Annotated in this window: 22 protein-coding genes and 1 pseudogene; 16 read left to right on the top strand and 7 right to left on the bottom strand. The window is 71.0% G+C overall.

The features are described from left to right. Entirely contained in the window at positions 1-300 is a 300-nt protein-coding gene (locus tag ACFYZZ_RS01135; protein WP_097251870.1) for an acyl carrier protein, read from the bottom strand. Positions 301-461: 161 nt separating this feature from the next. On the opposite strand from ACFYZZ_RS01135, the gene ACFYZZ_RS01130 reads away from it, so the two are divergent. The 13 genes and pseudogenes from ACFYZZ_RS01130 to ACFYZZ_RS01070 all read left to right on the top strand — a co-directional run bounded on the left by ACFYZZ_RS01130 (position 462) and on the right by ACFYZZ_RS01070 (position 13,531). Beyond that, a complete protein-coding gene (locus ACFYZZ_RS01130; RefSeq protein ID WP_389169883.1) occupies positions 462-2,093 on the top strand; it encodes an aldehyde dehydrogenase family protein in 1,632 nt (543 codons plus the stop codon). Between the two features lie 27 nt (positions 2,094-2,120). Next, positions 2,121-3,263, top strand: a complete 1,143-nt coding sequence (locus ACFYZZ_RS01125) for an acyl-CoA dehydrogenase family protein (RefSeq protein ID WP_389169882.1) — start codon at positions 2,121-2,123, stop codon at positions 3,261-3,263. A gap of 114 nt (positions 3,264-3,377) precedes the next feature. Then, positions 3,378-4,682, top strand: a complete 1,305-nt coding sequence (locus ACFYZZ_RS01120) for an aspartate aminotransferase family protein (RefSeq protein ID WP_389169879.1) — start codon at positions 3,378-3,380, stop codon at positions 4,680-4,682. 2 nt (positions 4,683-4,684) lie between these two features. Beyond that, a complete protein-coding gene (locus tag ACFYZZ_RS01115; RefSeq protein WP_389169877.1) occupies positions 4,685-5,167 on the top strand; it encodes a type II toxin-antitoxin system RatA family toxin in 483 nt (160 codons plus the stop codon). A 19-nt stretch (positions 5,168-5,186) separates the two neighbouring features. After that, positions 5,187-5,720 (top strand): hypothetical protein, encoded by a 534-nt coding sequence (locus tag ACFYZZ_RS01110; protein ID WP_386575742.1) that lies wholly within the window; start codon positions 5,187-5,189, stop codon positions 5,718-5,720. After that, positions 5,717-6,265: a flavin reductase family protein gene (locus ACFYZZ_RS01105; protein WP_389169874.1), complete on the top strand. Its 549-nt coding sequence runs from the start codon at positions 5,717-5,719 to the stop codon at positions 6,263-6,265. The genes ACFYZZ_RS01110 and ACFYZZ_RS01105 overlap by 4 nt, the downstream gene beginning before the upstream one ends. Beyond that, a pseudogene (locus ACFYZZ_RS01100) lies at positions 6,262-7,230 on the top strand (VlmB-like protein); the annotation flags it as partial. The gene ACFYZZ_RS01105 and the pseudogene ACFYZZ_RS01100, both read left to right, overlap by 4 nt. Before the next feature lie 182 nt (positions 7,231-7,412). Beyond that, complete coding sequence (locus ACFYZZ_RS01095; protein ID WP_389169872.1) at positions 7,413-8,420, top strand: beta-ketoacyl-ACP synthase III; 1,008 nt, start codon at positions 7,413-7,415, stop codon at positions 8,418-8,420. Positions 8,421-8,487: 67 nt separating this feature from the next. After that, on the top strand, positions 8,488-8,718 hold the full coding sequence (locus tag ACFYZZ_RS01090; protein ID WP_020942802.1) for a phosphopantetheine-binding protein: 231 nt from the start codon (positions 8,488-8,490) through the stop codon (positions 8,716-8,718). Then, positions 8,718-9,938, top strand: coding sequence for a beta-ketoacyl-[acyl-carrier-protein] synthase family protein (locus tag ACFYZZ_RS01085; protein WP_389169869.1), 1,221 nt, complete (start codon positions 8,718-8,720; stop codon positions 9,936-9,938). The genes ACFYZZ_RS01090 and ACFYZZ_RS01085 overlap by 1 nt, the downstream gene beginning before the upstream one ends. Positions 9,939-10,039: 101 nt before the next feature. Continuing rightward, positions 10,040-11,527, top strand: a complete 1,488-nt coding sequence (locus ACFYZZ_RS01080; protein ID WP_389169866.1) for an APC family permease — start codon at positions 10,040-10,042, stop codon at positions 11,525-11,527. Then, positions 11,520-12,797: a serine--tRNA ligase gene (gene serS, locus ACFYZZ_RS01075; RefSeq protein ID WP_389169863.1), complete on the top strand. Its 1,278-nt coding sequence runs from the start codon at positions 11,520-11,522 to the stop codon at positions 12,795-12,797. The genes ACFYZZ_RS01080 and serS overlap by 8 nt, the downstream gene beginning before the upstream one ends. A 170-nt stretch (positions 12,798-12,967) precedes the next feature. After that, on the top strand, positions 12,968-13,531 hold the full coding sequence (locus ACFYZZ_RS01070) for a dihydrofolate reductase family protein (RefSeq protein ID WP_389169860.1): 564 nt from the start codon (positions 12,968-12,970) through the stop codon (positions 13,529-13,531). Between the two features lie 14 nt (positions 13,532-13,545). Here ACFYZZ_RS01070 and fabI read toward each other — a convergent pair whose 3' ends face one another. The 6 genes from fabI to ACFYZZ_RS01040 form a co-directional block, all read right to left on the bottom strand. Beyond that, positions 13,546-14,313, bottom strand: coding sequence for an enoyl-ACP reductase FabI (gene fabI / locus ACFYZZ_RS01065; protein ID WP_389169857.1), 768 nt, complete (start codon positions 14,311-14,313; stop codon positions 13,546-13,548). Then, positions 14,310-14,639, bottom strand: a complete 330-nt coding sequence (gene fdxA, locus ACFYZZ_RS01060) for a ferredoxin (protein ID WP_386575755.1) — start codon at positions 14,637-14,639, stop codon at positions 14,310-14,312. Before fdxA ends, fabI begins: the two co-directional genes overlap by 4 nt. Positions 14,640-14,667: 28 nt before the next feature. Continuing rightward, on the bottom strand, positions 14,668-16,035 hold the full coding sequence (locus ACFYZZ_RS01055; RefSeq protein ID WP_389169854.1) for an MFS transporter: 1,368 nt from the start codon (positions 16,033-16,035) through the stop codon (positions 14,668-14,670). A gap of 151 nt (positions 16,036-16,186) precedes the next feature. Then, positions 16,187-17,302, bottom strand: a complete 1,116-nt coding sequence (locus ACFYZZ_RS01050; RefSeq protein ID WP_389169852.1) for a fatty acid desaturase family protein — start codon at positions 17,300-17,302, stop codon at positions 16,187-16,189. A 316-nt stretch (positions 17,303-17,618) separates the two neighbouring features. Next, the gene (locus ACFYZZ_RS01045) at positions 17,619-17,768 is read right to left on the bottom strand and encodes a hypothetical protein (protein WP_386575759.1); all 150 of its coding nucleotides are present in this window, start codon (positions 17,766-17,768) and stop codon (positions 17,619-17,621) included. A 28-nt stretch (positions 17,769-17,796) separates the two neighbouring features. After that, entirely contained in the window at positions 17,797-18,804 is a 1,008-nt protein-coding gene (locus tag ACFYZZ_RS01040) for a DUF2156 domain-containing protein (RefSeq protein ID WP_389169849.1), read from the bottom strand. Between the two features lie 411 nt (positions 18,805-19,215). On the opposite strand from ACFYZZ_RS01040, the gene ACFYZZ_RS01035 reads away from it, so the two are divergent. The 3 genes from ACFYZZ_RS01035 (at position 19,216) to ACFYZZ_RS01025 (ending at position 22,135) form a co-directional block, all read left to right on the top strand. After that, positions 19,216-20,001 (top strand): BTAD domain-containing putative transcriptional regulator, encoded by a 786-nt coding sequence (locus ACFYZZ_RS01035; RefSeq protein ID WP_389169846.1) that lies wholly within the window; start codon positions 19,216-19,218, stop codon positions 19,999-20,001. 122 nt (positions 20,002-20,123) lie between these two features. Further along, the gene (locus tag ACFYZZ_RS01030) at positions 20,124-20,558 is read left to right on the top strand and encodes a hypothetical protein (protein ID WP_389169843.1); all 435 of its coding nucleotides are present in this window, start codon (positions 20,124-20,126) and stop codon (positions 20,556-20,558) included. Positions 20,559-20,590: 32 nt separating this feature from the next. Continuing rightward, the gene (locus tag ACFYZZ_RS01025; RefSeq protein WP_389169841.1) at positions 20,591-22,135 is read left to right on the top strand and encodes an acyl-CoA carboxylase subunit beta; all 1,545 of its coding nucleotides are present in this window, start codon (positions 20,591-20,593) and stop codon (positions 22,133-22,135) included. The last annotated feature ends 10 nt before the right edge of the window (positions 22,136-22,145 follow it).

The following is a 22,145-nucleotide window of genomic DNA, read 5'->3' as shown; positions in this document are numbered from 1 at the left end:
TCAAGCTTCCTGGATGGCCTGGGTCAGGTGGTCCACGAGGTGGGCGATCGTCGGCTCGTTGAAGAGCACGTTGACGTTGATCGACAGGTCCAGGAGCTGCTCCAGGCTCTGTCGTATCTCGGTCAGCCGCAGCGAGGTGAGGCCGAGATCGAAATAGCTGACGTCGAGGGGGAGATCCTCGGAATCGTCCATGAGCAGTACGGCCTTGAATTTCTTCAGGACGATTGACTCGATTTCTTCGGCGAGTTCACTGCGCGGCAGATCGCGCAACCGCTGGATCGTGCTGTCGACAGGTGGCATGCGGTCATGCAAGCAAGGCCGGCTGACGCCCCGCTGACAGCCCAGAGAGCGCTCCCGTGGCTTGATCGGCGCGGTCAGTCACGTGTCAGCGCGGGGTCAGATTCCGCTGTCAGGCTCGCATTGCTTCAAGAAATCCACACGCCATATCCGAAAGGCTGAAGATGCTTCGCGAAGCCGCGCAGGAGGAGAGTGCTGAGGCACCTTCCGGATTGAAGAGTTACGACCTCTACATCGCGGGCAAGGACGTCGCCGGGGACGGGTGGGTCTACACCGTCAGCGGGCGCTCCCTGCTGGAAGACGTTTTCACGAGCGTCAGCCTGAAGCGCTCGCTCGAACAGGACCCCGAATCCGACGCGGCCAAGCACCCCTATGTCGTCGGGCGCTGCGCGATCGCGGACGACTCCGCCATCGACCTGGCCACCCAGGCGGCCGCCGCGGCCGCCCCCGACTGGGCGGCCGTACCGCTGGAGCGGCGGATGCAGCTGGGCACCCGCTTCCGCGAAGAACTGATCAAGCACCAGGACGAGTTCCTGCGGATGCTGGTCGCCGAGTCCCACCCCGTGAAGCTGGCCCGCTGGGAACTGAGCTGCCTGCTGCAGATCTACTCCCCGGGCTCCCTGCGCTGGTACCTGAAGCAGATGCGGGTCGAGAAGGAGTACAACGGCCGCAAGCTGATCCTGCACCGGCAGCCGGACGGCGTGGTCGCCTTCAACCCGCCGCAGAACGCCCCGCTGCCCAGCGCCGCCCTGTGCGTGCTGGCGCTGATGGCCGGCAACGCCGTCGTCGTGCGGGCGCCCCGCAGCATCGCGCTGTCCACCATGTGGCTGCTGCGGGACGTCGTCGCCCCGCTGCTGGAGGAGATCGACGCGCCGGCCGGTGTGCTCAACGCGGTGTGCTCCAACCCGAAGCAGACCATGGACCGCTGGATCGCCGACCCGCTGATCAACGACATCTTCTACATCGGCGGCAGCCAGGAGGGCCTGCGCTTCGAGCAGCAGTGCGTGGCCCACGGCAAGAAGCCGATCCTCGAACTCGCCGGCAACGACGGCATCGTGGTGTGGAAGGACGCCGACGTGAAGTGGGCGGCCGAGGCCATCACCGAGTCGTTCTACGGCTCCGGGCAGATCTGCATGGTGCCCAACTACGTGCTCGTCCACCCCGAGATCGCCGAGGCGCTGATCGCGGAGGTCAAGGAGCAGGTCAAGGGCATCAGGCCGGGCCTGCCCGAGGAGGAGGACGTGCTGCTGTCGCCGGTGCGGCGCAGCGAGCGCTTCTTCCGGCTGCTGCGGCAGGCGATGGACAACGGCGCCGAGCTGGTCACCGGCGGCAACCGCACCGAGGTCGACGGCACGGTCTCCGAGACGGGTGTCTTCCTGCAGCCGACGGTGGTGCGGGTGGACGGCCTGGACCGGGCCCGGACCTACGACGTGGTCCGCGAGGAGACGTTCTTCCCGCTGATCCCGATCGTGGTCGCCGAACGCGACAACGACGACGCCCTGCTGGAGTCCTTCCTGCAGTTCGTCAACAGCAACGCCTACGGGCTGCGCAACTCCCTGTGGTCGCGCTCGGACCACGTCATCGAGACCTTCGTGCGCCGCGTGGTCAACGGCGGCCTGCTCAAGGTCAACGACTCCCACATCGGCTTCCTGCCGTACCTGCCGAGCCACGGCGGCACCGGCCGCACCGGCGGCGCCTTCGGCGAGGCCAACTACCCGATGCTCAAGACCTCCCACGTCCAGGGAGTCAGCATCGCCCGCGACGTGAGCCCGTACGACGCGGTCTTCGGCGCCTGACCACACCCAGTCCTGCGGAGGTTTCCCGTGCGTTCCCTCGATGCTGCCCGGACCGTCTGCGAGCGGTTCCACCCCGGACTGCTCAAGGAGCTGGAGCAGATTCCGTATGCCGAGCGGGAGCGGCCCGGCAGTCCGGTGATCGACCTGTTCCGCATCCACGGCGGGGTCGGTCTGCTGATACCCGAGGCCTACGGCGGCCACGGCGCCGCCCCGCTGGAGGCGCTGCGGGTCCAGCTCGCCCTCGGCGCGGTCTCCCCTTCGCTGGTCGCGGCCGTGTCCATGCACCACTTCACCGCCGCCATGCTGTACTCGCTGGCGGTCAAGTCGGGCCGGCTCACCGCCGCGCAGACCGAGCTGCTGCACCGGATCGTGCCGGACCAGCAGGTGCTGGCCTCCGGCTGGTCCGAGGGCCGTACCGCGCAGAACATCCTGAAGCCGGCCGTGACCGCGCGTCCGGTCGAGGGCGGGTTCCTGCTGTCCGGTTCGAAGAAGCCGTGCAGCCTGTCCCGTTCGATGAGCCTGCTCACCGCGTCCACCGCCATCCACGGCGAGGAGGGCGGCGAGCCGGAGCTGGCGCTCGCGCTGGTGCCGGCCGACGCGCCCGGCATGTCCGTGCACCCGTTCTGGGGCAACGACCTGCTGGCCGGCGCGGAGAGCGACGAGGTGCGCCTGGAGGACGTGTTCGTCCCGGCCGAGATGGTCGTCCGGGCCGGCGCCGACGACCCCACCCGCCTCGACGACCTGCAGTCGGCCGGCTTCGTCTGGTTCGAGATGCTGATCTCCGCCGGGTACGCGGGCTCCGCCGCCGCGCTGGTGGAGCAGGTGCTGGAGCGGCAGCGGGGCAGCGCCGAGGAGCGGGCGGCTCTCGCCGTCGACATGGAGGCCACCCTCGCTCTGTTGGAGGGCGTGGCCCGCGGGACCGGTCCCGAGCCCGGTGACGAGGAGTCGGTGGCGCGGGTGCTGGTCGCTCGGTACGCGGTGCAGAACGCGCTGCCGGGCATTGTGGCTCGGGCGCTGGAGTTGCTCGGGGGGCTGGACTTCATCAGCAGCGCTGCCAGTGCGCAGGTCGCTGCCGCTACTCGGGCGCTGGCGTTTCATCCGCCGTCCCGTATCGCCGCGTCGGAGCCGTTGCTCGCGTACTTCGGCGGGGGGCCGCTGGTTCTGACGTAGAGCTCGGCAGGCAGATCTGAGTGGGCGACAGCAGGTCCGTCGTGGCTGGTCGCGCAGTTCCCCGCGCCCCTTCGGGGGCGCTCCCCCCACCCAACCTTTTGGAGTGAGCGACACGTGACCGTCATTCAGGAAACGGCCGGAGCGCCGGCGGCATCGGCCGTCGTCGACGAGGCGGAGATCCTCAATCTGTACCGGGCCCACCTCAGCAAGGGCCGGGCCACGCTTGCCGAGTTGTTCGGCAGTCACATGGAGGTGGCGTCGGAGGGCGCCTGGCTCACCACCAGCGACGGTGAGCGCTTCCTGAACGCGGGCGGCTACGGCGTGTTCATCATGGGCGCCCGGCACCCGATCGTCATGGAGGAGGTGGAGCGCCAGCTGCGCACCCACCCCACCGCGACCCGCATCCTGCTGGAGCCGACGGTGGCCCGCGCCGCCGAGGCCCTGGTCTCGGTGCTGCCGCCCGGACTCGACCGCGTGCACTTCGCGCTGTCCGGCGCGGAGGCGGTGGAGACCGGTCTGAAGCTGGCCCGCGCGAACGGCTTCAAGCGCACCATCTCGATGCGCGGCGGCTACCACGGCAAGACGCTGGGCGCCCTGTCGGCGACCGCGAAGGACGTCTACCAGGCGCCGTTCCGCCCGCTCGTGCCCGACTTCCAGCACCTGCCGTTCGGTGACGCCGACGCCCTGGAGGCAGAACTGCGGGCGCACCCGGGCGAGGTGTGCGTGATCCTGGAGCCGGTGCAGGGCGAGGGCGGGGTCGTCATCCCGCCGAAGGGCTACCTCAAGCGGGTCGAGGAGCTGGTCCGCGAGTACGAGGGCTTCCTCATCCTCGACGAGGTGCAGTCCGGCTTCGGGCGGCTCGGCGAGTGGTGGGGCGCCGACATCGAGGGCGTCGTCCCGGACGTCCTGCTCACCGGCAAGGCGCTCGGCGGCGGGGTGATGCCGGTGTCGGCGGCCGTAGCCACCCGCAAGGCGTTCCGCCCCTTCGACAAGGACCCCTACGTCCACACCGCCACCTTCTCCGGCCAGCCGGTGCTGATGGCCGCGGTGCAGGGCGCGATCCGGGCCGTCAAGGAGGAGCGCCTGGTCACTCGGGCCATGGACCTCGGTGCCCGGCTGCTGCCGCGGATCGCGGAGGTCGCCCACCGCAACATCCCCGAGCTGGTGGTGGACGTGCGCGGCCGGGGTCTGCTCATCGGCGTGGAGCTCGTGGAGGCCGGCCTGGCCGGCGAGCTGCTGATCGAGCTGTTCAACAACGGCGTGGTCGCCAACCACTCCATGAACGGCAGCTCGGTGGTGCGGTTCACGCCGCCCGCCGTGCTGGACGACACCGACGTGGACTTCCTCGTCAACTCCTTCGACCTGGCCACCCGCGACCTCATCCGGGGCGCGGCCAAGATGCCGGAAGGCGGTAACTGATCGTGCGGCACGTCGAACTCGATGCCCTGATACCCGCGGAGCAGGCCGAAACGGTCCTGCACGCCGTACGGCGCTGGGAGAAGTACCCGGACCTCGCGCCCCACGTCAACGCGACCACCGTGCACGCCTCCTACCCCGACCCGAAGGCCTCCTCCAGCTGGGAGCTGCACTTCCGCAGCGGCCTGCTGCGCTGGACCGAGGACGACACCGTGCTGCCGGAGAGCGGCGAGATCCGCTTCGAGCAGTCCGACGGCGACTTCGATTCCTTCTCCGGGACCTGGTCGGTGCAGCAGGACGGCGCCGACGTCACCGTGCGCTTCGACGCCGACTTCGACTTCGGCATCCCGAGCCTGGAGGGCATCCTCGACCCGATCGCCGAGCGGGTCATCAAGGAGACCGTCGCCTGGGCGCTGACCGGGCTGTACCCGGCCGTGCGGATCCAGGGCGGCATCCAACTCACCGAGCCCGCCGCGGTCGGCGCCTAGGAAGTGCCGAGGAGCTGACATGGACCAGGCGAACCCGTTCGAGACACCACGCACGTACTCGCTGCACCGCGCCGAGTACCTGGTGGGCCTCGCCGTCACCACCGGCCTGATCGTCTACCACTTCGGCGACATCCGCTGGCTGCCGGCGCTCGGACTGTTCCTCTACATCGACCTGATCGGCTACATCCCCGGCGCCATCGCGTTCAAGAAGAGCGGCGGCCGGCCGATCCACAAGGCGTACTACGTCCTCTACAACGTCATGCACAGCCTCATCACGCAGGGCGCGGTGGCCGCGCTGTGGTGCTGGCTGGTCAAGCCCGAGTGGGCGCTGCTGGTGCTGCCGTTCCATCTGTTCGGCGACCGCGGTCTGTTCGGCAACTTCATGAAGTCCTTCGCGCTGCCCTTCGAGCCGGTGCGCCAGGAGGGCTATCTGCGGCTGCTGGACGACCTGGGCCTGCCCCACCCGAAGCCGGTCGGGCACGCCATGGACCCGGTGCCGGTCGGGCACGTCCCGGCGCGGCCGGTCGTACGGGAGACGGAGGCCGTGCGATGACCACCGCGACCGGCGTCCGGCGCACGGTCCGGCAGGACCCGGCCGAGCGCCGCCGGGCCCTGTACCACCTGGCGTCCCCGGTGTCGGTGCTGACCACCGGGCCCGAGGACCGGATGCACGGCACCACCGCGAGCACGGTCACCCTGGTCTCGCGCTCCCCCCTGCTGGTCGGTGTGGTGCTGCGGGCGGGCTCGTCCTTCGCCCGGCTGGCCGCCGCCGAGGGCCGGTTCGCGGTCAACGTGCTCGGCGGCGACCAGGCCGACTTGGCCCGGCGGTTCGCCGACAGCGGTCGGCCCGACGGCGACGCGGCCTTCGCGGGCCTGGCCTGGACGGCGGACCGGTACGCGCACGCCCCGCTGATCGCGGGCGCGCTCGCCCACTACGTCTGCCGGTTCCACTCCGCCCACGAGGCGGGCGACAGCGAGCTGCTGCTCGGGTACGTCGTCCGCGCCACCGCCGACAACGGGCGGCTCCCCCTGTTCAGTTACGCCGGCGGGTTGTTCGCCGGCTCCCTGCGCCCGGCGAAGGAGGCCGCCGCATCATGACTGAATATCCGGTACTCGTAGCCCCCGAAGCCGACTGGGAGAAGGCACCCGGTCTGCTGGACGGCGCGAAGGAACTCACCCTGGGCCCCGAGGAGTGCGACCTCGCCTACTGGATCACCTCGGTGGCCCAGGGCACGCTGCGCGAGCGCGGGGTGACCGGCCACCACGAGAACGCGATCACACCGGACTTCCTCAAGGCGCCCGGCCCGTTACGCGAGGCGCTGGTCCTGGAGTTCGGCTTCCGGGCACTGGCGGAGGAGCTGGCCACCCGGCTGCTCGGCCACTACGTGTCCGTCGCGCCCGGCATCCCGCAGATGGAGTTCTACGCCACCCAGCTGATCGACGAGGCCCGGCACGCCCGGGTCTTCCGCCAGCACCTGGTGGAGCTGGGCATCCCGGCGACCACGCTGCTCAAGGACATCGACGAGATGGCCCGGGAGTACCGCAAGCGGGTCCTGGACCCGGTGGTGGACTTCACCCTGGACATCGTCCGCGACCAGGCCGACTTCCCCGGCGGGGTCGCCGTGTTCGCCATCATCATCGAGGGTGTGCTCGCCCCGGCGGCCGAGCTGAGCGAGCGCAAGTGGACCCCGCTGTCCCCGGCGACCGGCGAGATCTCGCGCGGCACCGCCATCGACGAGATCCGCCACCTCACCGTGGCCAGCACCATCCTGCGCGACCATGTGATCGAGCACCCGGAGTACAAGCCACGGCTGCTGGAGATCCTGCGCGCGGGCGTGAAGCTGTGGGACGAGATCCCGGACCGGGAGTTCGTCATCCACCGCGAGGAACTGTTCCAGGAGGGCATGTTCCAGCACGCCGACAAGATCGGGGACTACGAGATCTGGCCGGGCGTCCGGCTGCTCGACACCACCGCCGAACAGCGCTACGACATGGCCGAGCAGTGGACCGACGAGATGGCCGAGGTCCGCATGGCCTACATGGGCCTGCCCGTCGGCGTCCTGGCGCCCCAACAGGCGACGTTCGCCCCGTCGCGACGCCCGGCACGCACTCTCGCCGCACCGGCCGAAAGCCCAAGTACGTCCAGTACGAGGACTTCCGGCCGGCACGCCGAGAGCACGCACCGGACGCCGCTCCTTAACGGGCAAACGTCACCTGCCGGGGCACCAGCCTCGGAGAACGGCGCATGAGCACCGGCCGGGCCGCGGTCGTCACCGGCATCGGGTCGTACGTCCCGCCCAACGTGGTGACCAACGACGACCTGGCCGCCCGCCTCGACACCTCCGACGCCTGGATCCGGTCGCGCACCGGGATCGCCGAGCGGAACTTCATCTCCCCGGGCACCTCCACCGGCGATCTGGCGGTGGAGGCCGGTCTGAGGGCGCTGAAGTCGGCGGGTGACGAGGAGGTGGGGGCGGTGGTGCTGGCCACCACCACCCCGGACCAGCCCTGCCCGGCCACCGCACCGCAGGTGGCCGCGCGGCTGGGGCTCGGGCAGGTGCCCGCCTTCGACGTGGCGGCCGTCTGCTCCGGGTTCCTGTACGGCCTGGCCTCGGCCGCGGGGCTCATCGCGGCCGGGATCGCGGACCGGGTGCTCATGATCGCGGCGGACGCCTTCACCACGATCATCAACCCCGAGGACCGCACCACCGCGGTGATCTTCGCGGACGGCGCGGGCGCGGTGGTGCTGCGCGCGGGCTCGGCCGGTGAACCCGGTGCGATCGGCCCGCTGGTGCTCGGCAGCGACGGCGAGCTGAGCCATCTGATCGAGGTCCCGGCGGGGGGTTCCCGGCAGCGTTCCACCGACCGGCCGGTCGCCCCGGAGGACCACTACTTCCAGATGCTCGGCCGGGACACCTACCGGCACGCGGTGGAGCACATGACCGCCGCGTCCACGGAGGCGGCCGAGCGGGCCGGCTGGCGGCTGGACGACGTCGACCGGTTCGTGGCGCACCAGGCCAACGCCCGGATCCTGGAGGCGGTTTCGGACCGGCTCGGCATCCCCGCCGAGCGGCAGCTGAGCAACATCGCGCGGGTCGGCAACACCGGCGCCGCCTCGATTCCGCTGCTGCTCGCCGAGGCCGCCGCCGAGGGCCGGCTCGCCGCGGGCCACCGGGTGCTGCTCACCGCGTTCGGCGGGGGCCTGTCCTGGGGTGCCGGCACCGTCATCTGGCCGGAGCTGCAAACCATCTGACCGATCGTCAGTCACTCATATCGATTCAGCGGTACGCGGGGTGCGTACACCTTCGAAAGGAACCGACATGCTGGAGCAGCTCAAGGAAATCCTGTCCAACAAGCTCAAGGTGTCGCCCGAGTCGATCACTCCGGAGGCCACCCGGGAGGACATCGAGCTGGACTCGCTGGCCGTGGTGGAGCTGTCGCTGCTGCTGAAGTCCGAGCTGGACCTGGACATCAGCGACGACGACCTCCTGGAGGCCGAGACCGTGGGCGACATGGTCCGGCTCATGGAGGAGCGGAGCGCGAAGGTCTGATGGCCGGGATGGACATCGCCGTCACCGGGCTCGGCCTGGTCACCCCGGGCGGTATCGGGGTCGGGCCGAGCTGGGCGGCGGTCTGCGACGGCAGGCCGGCCGCCGCCCTCGATCCGGTGCTGGCGGACAACCCCGTACAGATTTCCTGCCGAGTACCCGACTTCGAACCCGAGACCCTGCTGAGCGCCCGGCGGGCGCACCGCCTGGACCGGTTCGTACAGTTCGCGCTGGTCGCCGCGCACGAGGCGGTGGCCGACGCGGGCCTCGACCCGCAGACCTGGGACGGCGCACGCGTGGGCGTCGTGCTGGGCTGCGCCGACGGCGGTCCGGGCACGGTCGAGGAACAGCACCATGTGCTGCGCGAGCACGGCGCCGACCGGGTGTCGCCGCTCCTGCTGCCCATGCAGCTGCCGAACATGCTGGCCGGTCAGACGGCCATCGAGTTCGGGGCGACCGGGCCCAACCTGGTGGTGGCCACCGCCTGTGCCTCGGGCGCGACCGCCATCGGGACCGCCCGGGACCTGCTGGCGCTCGGCCGGTGCGACATCGTGCTGGCGGGCGGCAGCGAGGCCATGATCACCCCACTGGTCATGGCCGGGTTCGCCCAGATGGGCGCGCTGTCCAAGCGGCACGACGATCCGGCGGCCGCGTCCCGCCCGTTCGACGTGGACCGCGACGGCTTCGTCGCCGGTGAGGGCGCGGGGATCCTCGTGATGGAGCGTGTCGCGGACGCCCGCGCCCGCGGTGCGCACATCCACGGCCGGATCGTCGGGTACGGCGCGACGGCCGACGCGCACCACATGACGTCGCCGCATCCCGACGGTGCGGGGATCGAGGCCGCGGTGCGGGCGGCGCTCGCCGATGCGGGTGCCGATCCGGACGAGGTCCAGCACGTCAACGCGCACGGTACGTCGACGCCGCTCAACGATCTGTCCGAGGCCCGGATGATCCGGCGGACCCTGCGTGGGGATCCGTTGGTCACCTCCACGAAGGGAGTCACCGGTCATCTGCTGGGTGCCGCCGGCGCGGTCGAGGCCGCGTTCGCCGTGCTCAGCGTGGAGCACGAGTTGATTCCGCCCGTCGCCAACCTGGTCATGCCCGATCCCCGGATCGAGGTCAAGTTGGCTCAGACCGCCACCGAGATGCCGATCGATCTGGCACTGAGCAATTCGCTCGGATTCGGTGGGCAGAACACGGCACTGGCGATCGCTCCCGCCTGACGCAGTACGACGCCAGCGCCAGACAGCCGTCCGTCGGTCCTCCGCGGGCGGCTGTTGCACGTCTCCCTCCCCAACCTCTTTGAGCAGCCCAGGAGTTCTCCATGTCCACCAGCGGTTCTCCACCCCAGGCCGGTCGGCTCGGTACCGGTCACATCCTCTTCCTGATCGTCGCCGCCGCGGCCCCGCTCTCCGCCATGGTCGGCACCGTTCCGCTCGCGTTCGCCTTCGGTGACGGAGCCGGTGTGCCCGCGGCGTTCCTCTTCGCCGGGGTCACCCTGCTGTGCTTCTCGGTCGGCTACGCGGTGAGCGCCCGCCGCACCGCAGGCTCCGGTGGCTTCTACGCCTCCGTGGCCGACGGGCTCGGCCGGCCGCCCGCGGTCGCCGCAGGCTATGTCGCCCTGCTCTCCTACAACTGCGCGACCATCGGCCTCGCCGGCGCGCTCGGCTACTTCACCCACCTGGTGTTCGCCGCCCACGGGATGACGGTGTCCTGGGAGTGGTGCGCGGCCGTCGGGCTGGTGCTGACGGCCGTGCTCGGCTACCGGGAGATCGCGCTCAGCGCCCGGGTGCTGGCTCTGCTGATGCTCGGCGAGATCGGTGTGCTGGCCGCCCTGGACGTGGCGATCCTGGCCCGGCACGGACTGCATGCGCTGCCCACCGCCTCGTTCTCCCCGCACGTCGCGGCCGGGCACGGCGTCGGCGTCTCGCTGATGTTCGCGTTCGTCTCCTTCATCGGCTTCGAGTCGGCCGCCCTGTACGGCAAGGAGGCGAAGGACCCGCGGCGCAGCGTGCCCCGGGCCACCTACGCGGCCGTCGTCCTGATCGCCGGTTTCTACGCCCTCACCAGCTGGCTGGCGGTGGGCGCGGTCGGCAGCGACAAGGTGCGCGAGGTCGCGGGCAAGCAGATGGGCGACCTGTTCTTCGTCCTCGGCGACGACTTCCTCGGCAAGACGGGCAGCACCGGGCTCCAGGTCCTGCTCTGCACCAGCCTGTTCGCGGCGACGCTGGCCCTGCACAGCGCCGCGGGCCGCTACGCCCAGGTGCTCGCCGAGGACGGTCTGCTGCCGCGGGGCCTGGCCGCCGAGCACCCGCGGCACCGCTCCCCGCACCGGGCCAGCCTCGCGCAGAGCGCGCTGACCACGCTGGTCGTGGCCGGCTTCGCCCTCGCCGGCCTCGACCCGTACGCCGACCTGACCACCAGCATGCTGGGCCTCGGCACCCTGGGCATCGTCGCCCTCCAGGCGCTGGCCGCACTGTCCGTGCTGGGGCTGCGGCTGCGGCTGCGGGGCGGCGGCGGGCACTGGTGGCGGGAGCTGCTCGCCCCGCTGCTGGGCTTCGCCGGCCTCGCCGCCTCGGTGTGGCTGGTGGCCGGCAACTTCGACATGCTCACCGGCTCCCCGTCCAAGGTCATCGCCGCGCTGCCCTGGCTGCTGCCGCTGGTCGCCCTGGGCGGCCTGCTGTACGCGGCCCGCCTGCGCTCGGCCCACCCGCTCCGCTACCGCCTCCTCGGCACCCGGCACACCGCGACCGCCGCTGCGGAGCAGTCCCCCGCCTCCTCCCCCGCCCTGTCAGGAGACCGCCATGCATGATCCCCACGAGCTGATCGAGGCCGGTCCGGACGCCGTACGGCGCCTGGCCCGCCGCCGCCACCAGCTCGACCTGGACGCCCTGGGCACCGCGCTGCACGCCCGCTCGGCCACGCAGGCCGAGGTGACCCGGCTGCGCACGGAGCTGAACCGCACCGCCAAGGCCCGCCGCTCCGGCCCGCCCACCGAGGCGGAGAAGGAGGCCGCGCGGGCGCTGCGCACCGAGGTGCAGCAGGCGGAGGGCGCCGCCCGCACGGCCGCCGGCGAACTGACGGAGCTGCTGCTGGGCATCCCCAACCTCCCGCTGGACACGGTCCCGGACGGCGACTCGGAGAAGGAGGCCGTGGAGATACGGCGCGGGGGTCCGGACCCGCGTCCCTCGGCCGGTGCCCGCCACCACGCGGAGATCGGCGAGGCCCTCGGCGTCCTCGACTCCCCCGCGGCTGCCAAGCTCTCCGGCGCCCGCTTCAGCGTCTCGCACGGCGCCGGAGCCCGGCTGGAGCGGGCCCTCGGCGACTTCTTCCTCGACCTGCACACCCGCGAGCACGGCTACACCGAGCAGTCGGTGCCGTTCCTGGTCAGCCGCGACGCGATGACCGGCACCGGGCAGCTGCCCAAGTTCGAGGAGGACCTGTTCCGCACCCAGGTCGGCGACCGCGAACTGTTCCTGATCCCGACCGCCGAGGTCCCGCTGACCAACCTGGTGGCCGGACAGCTCCTGGACGCCCGGACGCTGCCGTACGCGTTCACCGCCCGCACGCCCTGCTTCCGCGCCGAGGCGGGCGCGTACGGCCGTGACACCCGGGGCGTCCTGCGTCTGCACCAGTTCGAGAAGGTGGAGCTGGTGCGCATCTGCGCCCCGGAGGAGGCCCAGGAGCAGCTGGAGCTGATGGTCTCGCAGGCCGAGGAGTGCCTGCGCCGCCTCGAACTCTCCTTCCGTACGGTCCTGTTGCCCGCGGGCGACATGGGCTTCTCCGCCCGGATGACGTACGACATCGAGGTCTGGCTGCCGGGCGGCGGCTCCTACCGGGAGATCTCCTCGGTCTCCGACTGCGGCACGTTCCAGGCCCGCCGCGCCGACATCCGGGTCAAGCGCGCCGACGGCCGCAAGACCCCGGCGGCCACCCTGAACGGCTCGGCCCTCCCGATCGGCCGCACGGTCGCCGCGCTGCTGGAGCAGGGCGTCCAGGAGGACGGGTCGGTGGCCCTGCCCGAGGCGCTGGTCCCGTACACGGGCTTCCGGCGCATCCTGCCGGACGGGGTCACCGAGTAGCCCTGTCCAGGCTTGGGAAGGCCGGAACAGGCGTCTGCGCCCCTCCCATCGCGGCTTCCGGGCCTCGACGGGAGGGGCGTTCTGGAGTGCGACCCTGACCCGCGAGCCGCGATGAGTCCTGCGGCGTTCGGCGGTCGTACTGTCGAAGCCGCTACCGAGGAGGACTTCTGATGCGCAGCGTGACCTATTCCATGAACGTCTCGCTCGACGGCTACATCGTCGGGCCGGACGGCACCTTCGACTGGTCAGCACCCGACGAGGAGGTCTTTCGCTTCTGGATCGACGAGATCCGAGAGGTGGGCGTTCACCTGTTGGGACGACGGCTGTACGAGACGATGCTGTACTGGGAGACCGCCGACCAGGATCCATCGCTCGACGACTCGGAGCTGGAGTGGGCCGCGCTCTGGAATCCGCTCCCGAAGGTGGTGTTCTCCACCACGCTGTCGGCGGTGCAGGGCAACGCCCGCCTGGCCTCCGGCGGCCTGGCGGAGGAGATCGAGCGGTTGCGGGCCGAGCCGGGGGAGGGCGACATCGCGATCGGCGGCGCGACTCTCGCCGCCGAGGCGGCCGCGTCGGGTCTGATCGACGAGTACCGGGTGGTGGTCCACCCGGTGCTGGTCGGCGGTGGCATTCCGTTCTTTCCCCGGCACGAGCGCCGGGTGGATCTCGAACTCGTCGAGACCCGCACCTTCAGTTCGAAATTCGTGTACCTCCGCTATCGCGTGGCGCGCTAGCTCAAGACCGTCGTTCACGCGCCCATCATGTGCACCCCGCCGTCCACGTGGACGATCTCGCCCGTGGTGCGCGGGAAGAAGTCCGACAGCAGGGCCACGACCGCGCGGGCGGCCGGGTCCGGGTCGGTGAGGTTCCAGCCGGCCGGGGCCCGCTCGGTCTCCCAGACGTCGGCCAGCTGCGAGAAGCCGGGGATGGACTTGGCGGCCATGGAGCGCAGCGGGCCGGCCGCGACGAGGTTGCTGCGGATGCCGCGGGGGCCGAGGTCGCGGGCGAGGTAGCGGCTGGTGGACTCCAGGGCGGCCTTGGCCACGCCCATCCAGTCGTAGTGCGGCCAGGCGACCGTCGCGTCGAAGGTGAGGCCCACGACCGAGCCGCCGCGCCGTTCCAGGAGCGGCAGGCAGGCCGTGGTGAGGGACTTCAGGGAGTACGCCGACACCTGCACGGCCGTCGACACGTCGTCCCAGGTGCCGTCCAGGAAGGAGAAGGCGCCCTGGGGGCCGTAGGCGATGGAGTGGACGATGCCGTCGAGGGAGTCGACGTGCTCGCCGATGCGGTCGGCGAGGGTGTCCAGGTGACCCTGGTCGGTGACGTCCAGCTCGATGACGGGGGCGGGCTTGGGCAGGCGGGAGGCGAAGCGCTCGATGAGGGTCAGCCGGCCGAAGCCGGTCAGCAGGACCTCGGCGCCCTCCTCCTGGGCGATCCGGGCCACGTGGAAGGCGATGGAGGCGTCCGTGACCACCCCGGTCACCAGGATCCGCTTGCCGGCGAGGATGCCGCTCATGCCACCGACACCCCCTTCGGCAGGGCGCTGACCAGCGGGGAGTCATGGTCCTGGGGGCCGAGGGCGCTGCCTCCGCCGGGCTCGCCGAGGCCGTCGAAGAAGGCGGCGTTGGAGGCCGCGTGGTCGTCGCCCCACTCCTCGGGCAGGTCGTCCTGGAAGTAGATGGCGTCGACCGGGCACACCGGTTCGCAGGCGCCGCAGTCCACGCATTCGTCCGGATGGATGTACAGGGCGCGCTGCCCCTCGTAGATGCAGTCCACGGGGCATTCGTCGATGCAGGAGCGGTCCTTGACGTCGACGCAGGGCAGTCCGATGACGTAGGCCATGCTCAACTCCTTCTGGGGGTCGATGGGTTCACCGGACGGGGCGGCCGGTGGTGCGCTCGCCGAGGGTCAGCACGGTGCCGGCGAGCACGGCCATGGCGGCGGCGATGACGCCGAACAGGGCACCCGGGCCGTGCGCCTCCAGGACCGGCAGCAGCGCGAACGGCAGTGCGGCGGCGCTGAGTTTGGACAGCGAGTAGGCGGCTCCGGAGGCGGTGGCCCGGATCGCGGTGGGGTACTGCTCGGACAGGTACACGTGCGAGACGCTGGAGAAGACGTTGCTGCACAGGGTGTAGGCGAATCCGCAGGTGACGATCAGTGCGGCCGAGTCGGCGCAGGCGAAGCCGAGTCCGGCCAGGACCATCGCGGCCGCCGACAGCGCGATCAGGGTGCGCCGCTCGACGCGGTCCACGACGGGCAGGGCGAGCGCGGAGCCCACCGGGTAGCCGAGGAAGGACAGCGCCGTGAAGCCCAGTCCGGCGACGACGCCGTAGCCCTTGGCGGCGACGATCTGCGGGGCGAGCGTGCCGAAGCCGTAGTAGCCGACGACCGACAGCACGCAGAACAGCCAGAGGACGAGGGTGCGGCGGAGCATGCCGGGGCGCAGGACGTCCCGCAGCCGGGAGTGGTCCACGGCCTCCTCGGTCTGCGGCCCGGGCGTCTGAAGCGGCAGTCCGCGACCCGCCGCCTCCGCCTCCATGCGAGCCACCAGCCGTTCGGCCTCCGCGGTCCGGCCCGTCGCGGCCAGCCAGCGCGGGGACTCGATCAGCTGCCGGCGCAGCACCCACACCACGGCCGAGCCCAGCGAGCCGAGCACGAACAGCCAGCGCCAGCCGGCCACGCCCAGCGGGGTCAGCGGCACCAGCCACAGCGCAGCGAAGCCCACCGCGGGCACTCCGCAGAAGGCGAGGGTGTAGGCCCCGGCGATGAACCGGCCGCGCTTCTTCGCGGGCAGCACGTCGGCCAGGTAGCAGTCGGACAGGGCCTGTTCGGCGCCGATGCCGATCCCCGCGAGGAAACGGGTGACGATCAGCCATGTGGCGTTCGGGGAGAAGGCGCCGAGCAGCGAGAACACCGAGTAGATGGCGAGGTTGACGAGGAAGGCCCGACGCCGGCCGAACCGGTCGGCGATCCGGCCGAGCGTCAGCGAGCCGATGAACTGGCCGACGAACACGGAGGCCAGGACGAGCTTGAGCGAGGTGGCGCCGAAGGCGAAGTCGCTCTGCAGCACCTTGCCGATGGTGCCCGACAGGTTGTTCTCGAAGGTGTCGAAGAACAGGCCGACGCCGATGACCGCGGTGAGTCTGCGGTGCAGGGGAGTGATCGGCATGCGGTCCAGGCGGACCCCGATCGGGGCGGGAGCGGTGACACCGCCCGCCGCGGCGGTGGTCTGGGACATGGGGCTGGCTCCTTTGGGGACTCCTTGCGAACGCCCCCGTCGCTCCTGGGAAGGAACCGCCCGGGCCACCGGCGGGCCCGGGCGTGCGGCCCGGGGGCCGGGGTGTGGGGGTGTGGGGGAAGTGGCGGTGTGAGTAAGGGAGACGGGGATGTCAGGCCGCTTCTTCCATGGCGCGGCGCCGGAGCTGCTCCTCCACGTCACCGCGCCGCACGGGCGCGCTGACCTCGTGCAGGTAGGAGGCGACCTCGCGGTACGAGGCCCAGAACCCGACCTCGTGGTACGGCACCCCGCGCTCGGCGCAGTACTCCATGGTCAGCTCACGGGCGCGGCCGAGGTTCTTCTGCGGCATGGCCGGGAACAAATGGTGCTCGACCTGGTAGTTGAGGCCGCCGTAGAGGAAGTCGACCAGCCGGTTGGGGCGGATGTTGCGGGAGGTGAGGACCTGGCGCTCCAGCCAGTCGAGGGTCTCCTCCGCGCCGTCGCGGACGTCCATGCCCTTGTGGTTCGGGGCGAAGATCATCCCGAAGTAGACGCCGAGCGCGGCGTGCTGGACCACGATGAAGGCGACCGCGAGGCCCGGGGACAGGACGGTGAAGACGAGACCGAGGTAGACGGCGGCGCGCAGCAGGATCAGGAAGGTCTCCAGGGCGGGCCGCTTGGTCTTGCCCTGGACGATCGACAGGACCGCGGTCTTCAGCATCTTGAAGCCTTCGAGCACCAGCAGCACGAAGAACAGCACGCTCTGGTAGCGCACGACGAACTTCTGGGTGCCCTTGCGGCTCGGGTACTGCTTGATGTCGAAGATGGCGGTGCGCCGGCCGATGTCCGGGTCCATGTCCAGGTGGTTGGGGTTGCTGTGGTGCCGGTTGTGGTGGTTGACCCACCAGCCGTAGCTGACCCCGTTGACCAGGTTGGCGTGGATGTAGCCGACCGCGGAGGCGGCCTTCTTGCTGCGGAACATAGCCTTGTGGCCGGCGTCGTGCCACATGAACGCCGACTGGCCGCCGCACAGGCCCATCCACAGGGCCGTGACCAGCTGCCACCAGGAGTCGCCCAGCTCGAAGAAGGCGGCGAACCCGATCAGCAGCAGGGTGGTGTTGAGGGCCAGCTTGCCCACGTAGTACCGGGGGTCGAGGTCGAGGAGGCCCTCGGCCTTGACCCGTTTGAGCAGCTCGGCGAAGGTCGCCGAGGCGCCGGTGCGCTGCCCGGCGCCGGCGCCTCCACCGGTGGCGAGTGCCCCGGCTTCTTGTATGTGCGGACGCTGCATGCGTAGCTCTCCTTGGGAGAAGTGCCCGGATCGGGCGGCGGCGCCGCTGCCCCGCGGACCTGCGGGCGCCGCGAGTCGACAAGGCTCCCGCGTGCGGTCACCGTCGCGGGTCAGGTCCTGTCGTCGGACTCCCGTCGTCCGCCCGGAGGACAGGCGGGAGTCCGACGACAGGGCCTGAGATCCGCCCGGCGGACCGAGGAGACGGGAGCACAGTGCGGTGCTCCCGGGCCCGGACCGCCGGGCGAACGTGTGTCCAGCGTTCCGTGGAGCGCTGATGTGGCACTGATGTCCCTCTGATCGGGCGTTCCGTGCCGGTTCAGGCAGCCGCCCCGGTGCTCATCCGCTCGTCCAGGGCGCGGACGACCGCGTCGGCGGCCTCGGCGACCGCCTGGTCGTCGGGGGCCCCGATGACGGCCATCAGCTGCTCGACCATGGCGTGCTGGAGTTCTTCGGTGGACTGGCTCATGTCGTCGTCTCCTTCGGGTGAGGGTGGGTCAGAAGGCGTTGCAGGCACGGAAGATGTGCGCGAAGCCGGGCAGCGAGGCCTGCGGCCCGTCGAAGGCGACGTACTCGGGAATGAGCACGTCGGGGGCCCACTTCTGCTTGTACGACAGCTGCGTCTGCGCCGGGTACAGCGCCGCGCCCTCGGCCCACAGGGCGTGCATCAGCCACTGGAACGCGGGGCTGTGGCCGTCGAGTTCGTGGCTCGCGTCCAGGCCGGTGAACGGCGTGAACCCGAAGTGCAGCCACTCGACGCCCTCGGCCCGGAACACCTCGATGGCGTGCGCGTTGATGGCCTCCATCAGGCCCGGGGAGCCTTCGGGGACACGGCGGCTGAGGTCGTGCATCCAGCCGGCCCGGCTGCCGTAGACCGGCGAGTACGAGATGTAGGCGACCGGGGCGCCGTCGATGGTGCCGGTGAAGAGCCGGCGGTGTGCCTGGGCCGCGCCGCCGATCTGGCCGACGAGGAACTCCAGTTGCTGGGCGCCGCCCTTGGAGCCGAGCCAGGCCTGGTCGATCGCGGCGATGGCGTCCTGCACATCGCCCGCGTCGACCTCCTGGATCTGCAGACCGTTGCGGTGGGCGCGGGAGATCTTGTTGCGCAGCTGCATGAACTTGGTGCCGCGCAGGGTGAACTCGGCCAGGCTCACCGCCCAGGAGGCGCCGACCTGGTTGACGGTGAAGCCGAGCGCGGCGTACCGCTCGGCGTCGGTGCGCTGGAGCTGGACGCCGACGAGGGTGAGGCCCTCGTCGCGGACGTACTTCCGGAAGGCCTCCAGGAGGGTGCCGTAGTCCTGCTCGGCGGCGAAGGGGCCGCCGAACTGCACGGCGCGGCGGCCGGTGCGGCGGTAGACGACGACACCGTCCGCGTCCGGGACGGTGAAGACACTGTTTCCGCTGTTGAGCGCCAGGAACGAACTCGGGTTCTCGCTTGCCGTGTGGGCGCGTATCGCCTCGAAAATCGGGTTGTCCGTGCTGGTTTCGGTGGTGGTCGCGGTCATTCCCGTACCCCTTTCGGGAGCGTTTTCCATCGAAGGGAGTACAGCACCGAGAGGATGCCGGGGAAAAGGGCCACAAGGAATTCATTACCGGCGTCAGAAGCGTGTCAGCATTCCGTCAGCGAGCGGTGCCACTGTGGCACCAGACCGGAATTCCGTACGCGGTGACCACGAATTCACCAGTCGACGCGCGGAACCAACTTTTCCCACCCGGTGCTGCGCCAATGGCGGCTCGGCACCGGTCCCCCAGGACCGCCGGCCGCCCCCCGTCCCGGCGGAGCAACCGCCCCGGCGGGCCGTCCAGGAAGCAGACGCCCGCCGGGGCGTGGCGCGTTCGGCCACCCTGTCTTTTCACCGCAGCACGACCCCGTACAGAAACACCTTCGCCAGGAATTTTCACCCAGGGGGGAAGACATGCTGAGGTTCTCCATTCTCGGGGCCCTGCAGATACTCACCGCATTCGGCCCGGCGGACATATCCGGCGATCTGCAGCGCACCCTCGTGCAGACGTTGCTGGTCAGCGAGGGCCAGCCGGTGTCCGGGGAGAGCCTGGCCGAGGAGATGTGGGGGGACGCCGTCCCCGACAACCAGGCCAACGCCCTCCAGGCCCATGTCAGCCGGTTACGCCGCAGGCTCCGTGATCTGGAGCCGGACCGGCCGGCCTCCCGGGTGACCATGCACCCCTCCGGCTACCGGCTCGGCATCGGGGAGGGCGAGCTGGACGCGGCCGAGTTCATCCGGGCGGTGCGGCTGGCCGAGTCCGCGGCGCCGGACGACGCGGCCCGCACCGCACGGCTGCTGGGCGACGCGCTCGGGATGTGGCGCGGCCCCGCCTTCGGCGGGTTCGCCGGCGGAACGCTGTGCCAGCTGGCAGGTGCCCGCTACGAGGAGTACCGGATGCGGGCCATGGAGCTGCGCTTCGACGCCGAGCTGCGGCTGGGCCGGCATGCCGCCGTGCTCGCCGAGCTGACCGAGGCGCACACCAACCACCCCTTGCGGGAACGCTTCTGCGAGCAGCTGATGATCGCCCTGTACGGCTCGGGACGGCAGGCCGACGCCCTCGACGTCTACCGCCGGATGCGCCGCCACCTCGACGACGAGCTGGGCATCCAGCCCTCCCCCGCCCTGCGCCGGGTGGAGAGCGCGATCCTCTCCCACGACCCCGCGCTGACCGGCGACCTGCGCCTCCAACCGGCCTGAGGATCGGTGGACTTGGGGGAGGTGCGAGTCGGACCGCGTAAGCGGCCCGTCAGTCACCGGTCAGTCCGCCTTGGCACGCTCGACGGGCAAGTGGAATCAAACCCCCTACCTTTGGAGGCCCCATGACCACGAGCCAGACCCCGGCACACGCGGCGACGCATACGCCGACCCGTGCCGCCGCGGCGCGCCCGTTACGGACCTTCCTCGCGCTGGACGCCGCCGTGACCGCCGCCAACGGCCTGATCTACCTGCTCGCCGCGGGCCCGGTGGGCGATCTGCTCGGCCTCGACGCCGGGTTCCTGCGGGGCATCGGCGTGTTCCTCACGGTGTACGGCGGCCTCGTGGCGCTGCTGGCGAGCCGTCCGGTGCCGAGCACGGCCGCCACCAAGGCGGTCATCGAGGCCAACGCGCTGTGGGCGGTCGCGTCCCTCGCCACCGCGGTGTTCGGGTGGTTCGGCCCGAACACCGTCGGCACGGTGTGGACCGTGCTGCAGGCAGCGGTCGTGGGGGCGTTCGCCGCGCTCCAGTCGAGCGGGCTGCGCCGGCTCGGAAACTGACGTTCCGTCACTTCAGCGAAGTAGGGGGAGACATGAGGTCCCACGTCGAGGAACTGGCCGGCATACGCGAGAGCGTTCTCGCCGGCCCCGGTGAGAAGGCGACCGCAGCCCAGAAGGCCAAGGGCAAGCTCACCGTGCGCGAACGGATCGGCCTGCTCCTCGACGAGGGCTCCTTCCAGGAGGTCGAACCGCTGCGCCGGCACCGGGCGACCGGTTTCGGCCTGGAGGCGAAGAAGCCGTACACCGACGGTGTCGTCACCGGCTGGGGCACGGTCGAGGGCCGGACGGTCTTCGTCTACGCCCATGACTTCCGGATCTTCGGCGGTGCGCTGGGCGAGGCCCACGCCGCCAAGATCCACAAGATCATGGACATGGCCATCGCGGCGGGCGCGCCCCTGGTCTCCCTGAACGACGGCGCGGGCGCCCGCATCCAGGAGGGCGTCACCGCCCTCGCGGGCTACGGCGGCATCTTCCGGCGCAACACGGCGGCGTCCGGTGTCATCCCGCAGATCAGCGTGATGCTCGGCCCGTGCGCCGGAGGTGCCGCCTACAGTCCCGCGCTCACCGACTTCGTGTTCATGGTCCGCGAGACGTCCCAGATGTTCATCACGGGACCGGACGTGGTCAAGGCGGTCACCGGCGAGGAGATCACCCAGAACGGCCTCGGCGGCGCCGACGTCCACGCGGAGACCAGCGGGGTGTGCCACTTCGCCTACGACGACGAGGAGAGCTGCCTGGAGGAGGTCCGCTATCTGCTGTCCCTCCTCCCCCGCAACAACCGCGAGAACCCGCCCGCCGTGCCCTGCGACGACCCGGCCGACCGCCGCTGCGAGACGCTGGCCGACCTGGTGCCGGTCGACGGCAACCGGCCGTACGACATGGCCAGGGTCATCGAGGAGATCGTCGACGACGGCGAGTACCTGGAGGTCCACCAGCGCTGGGCGCGGAACATCATCTGCGCGCTGGCCCGGCTGGACGGCCAGGTGGTCGGGATCGTCGCCAACCAGCCGCAGAGCCTGGCCGGCGTCCTGGACATCGAGGCGTCCGAGAAGGCGGCGCGCTTCGTGCAGCTCTGCGACGCGTTCAGCATCCCGATCGTCACCCTGCTCGACGTGCCCGGCTTCCTGCCGGGCGTCGGCCAGGAGCACGGCGGCATCATCCGCCACGGCGCGAAACTGCTCTACGCCTACTGCGACGCGACCGTGCCTCGCATCTCCCTGATCCTGCGCAAGGCCTACGGCGGCGCCTACATCGTCATGGACTCCCAGTCGATCGGCGCCGACCTCACCTACGCCTGGCCCACCAACGAGATCGCCGTGATGGGCGCGGAGGGTGCCGCGAACGTCATCTTCCGCCGCCAGATCGCCGAGGCCGACGACCCCGAGGCCAAGCGTGCCGAGCTGGTCAAGGAGTACAAGGCCGAGCTGATGCACCCGTACTACGCGGCCGAGCGCGGCCTGGTGGACGACGTCATCGACCCCGCCGACACCCGCCACGTCCTCATCGGCGCGCTGGCGATGCTGCGCACCAAGCACGCCGAGCGCCCCGCCCGCAAGCACGGCAACCCCCCTCAGTGACGGAGGTCCC

The sequence above is a fragment of the Streptomyces sp. NPDC001816 genome (assembly GCF_042892235.1).
Lineage (GTDB): Bacteria > Actinomycetota > Actinomycetes > Streptomycetales > Streptomycetaceae > Streptomyces.
Note: the sequence above shows the minus strand (reverse complement) of the source record. Positions and strands in the feature narration are given on the sequence as shown.

What these genes read in the sequence shown, in the direction of transcription:
- fabI (WP_389169857.1), bottom strand. Translation starts at nt 14,313, where the DNA reads ATGAGCGGCATCCTCGCCGGCAAGCGGATCCTGGTGACCGGGGTGGTC.
- serS (WP_389169863.1), top strand. Translation starts at nt 11,520, where the DNA reads ATGCATGATCCCCACGAGCTGATCGAGGCCGGTCCGGACGCCGTACGG.
- ACFYZZ_RS01055 (WP_389169854.1), bottom strand. Translation starts at nt 16,035, where the DNA reads ATGTCCCAGACCACCGCCGCGGCGGGCGGTGTCACCGCTCCCGCCCCG.
- fdxA (WP_386575755.1), bottom strand. Translation starts at nt 14,639, where the DNA reads ATGGCCTACGTCATCGGACTGCCCTGCGTCGACGTCAAGGACCGCTCC.
- ACFYZZ_RS01040 (WP_389169849.1), bottom strand. Translation starts at nt 18,804, where the DNA reads ATGACCGCGACCACCACCGAAACCAGCACGGACAACCCGATTTTCGAG.
- ACFYZZ_RS01045 (WP_386575759.1), bottom strand. Translation starts at nt 17,768, where the DNA reads ATGAGCCAGTCCACCGAAGAACTCCAGCACGCCATGGTCGAGCAGCTG.
- ACFYZZ_RS01025 (WP_389169841.1), top strand. Translation starts at nt 20,591, where the DNA reads ATGAGGTCCCACGTCGAGGAACTGGCCGGCATACGCGAGAGCGTTCTC.
- ACFYZZ_RS01070 (WP_389169860.1), top strand. Translation starts at nt 12,968, where the DNA reads ATGCGCAGCGTGACCTATTCCATGAACGTCTCGCTCGACGGCTACATC.
- ACFYZZ_RS01135 (WP_097251870.1), bottom strand. Translation starts at nt 300, where the DNA reads ATGCCACCTGTCGACAGCACGATCCAGCGGTTGCGCGATCTGCCGCGC.
- ACFYZZ_RS01050 (WP_389169852.1), bottom strand. Translation starts at nt 17,302, where the DNA reads ATGCAGCGTCCGCACATACAAGAAGCCGGGGCACTCGCCACCGGTGGA.
- ACFYZZ_RS01105 (WP_389169874.1), top strand. Translation starts at nt 5,717, where the DNA reads ATGACCACCGCGACCGGCGTCCGGCGCACGGTCCGGCAGGACCCGGCC.
- ACFYZZ_RS01095 (WP_389169872.1), top strand. Translation starts at nt 7,413, where the DNA reads ATGAGCACCGGCCGGGCCGCGGTCGTCACCGGCATCGGGTCGTACGTC.
- ACFYZZ_RS01090 (WP_020942802.1), top strand. Translation starts at nt 8,488, where the DNA reads ATGCTGGAGCAGCTCAAGGAAATCCTGTCCAACAAGCTCAAGGTGTCG.
- ACFYZZ_RS01035 (WP_389169846.1), top strand. Translation starts at nt 19,216, where the DNA reads ATGCTGAGGTTCTCCATTCTCGGGGCCCTGCAGATACTCACCGCATTC.
- ACFYZZ_RS01110 (WP_386575742.1), top strand. Translation starts at nt 5,187, where the DNA reads ATGGACCAGGCGAACCCGTTCGAGACACCACGCACGTACTCGCTGCAC.
- ACFYZZ_RS01130 (WP_389169883.1), top strand. Translation starts at nt 462, where the DNA reads ATGCTTCGCGAAGCCGCGCAGGAGGAGAGTGCTGAGGCACCTTCCGGA.
- ACFYZZ_RS01030 (WP_389169843.1), top strand. Translation starts at nt 20,124, where the DNA reads ATGACCACGAGCCAGACCCCGGCACACGCGGCGACGCATACGCCGACC.
- ACFYZZ_RS01085 (WP_389169869.1), top strand. Translation starts at nt 8,718, where the DNA reads ATGGCCGGGATGGACATCGCCGTCACCGGGCTCGGCCTGGTCACCCCG.
- ACFYZZ_RS01080 (WP_389169866.1), top strand. Translation starts at nt 10,040, where the DNA reads ATGTCCACCAGCGGTTCTCCACCCCAGGCCGGTCGGCTCGGTACCGGT.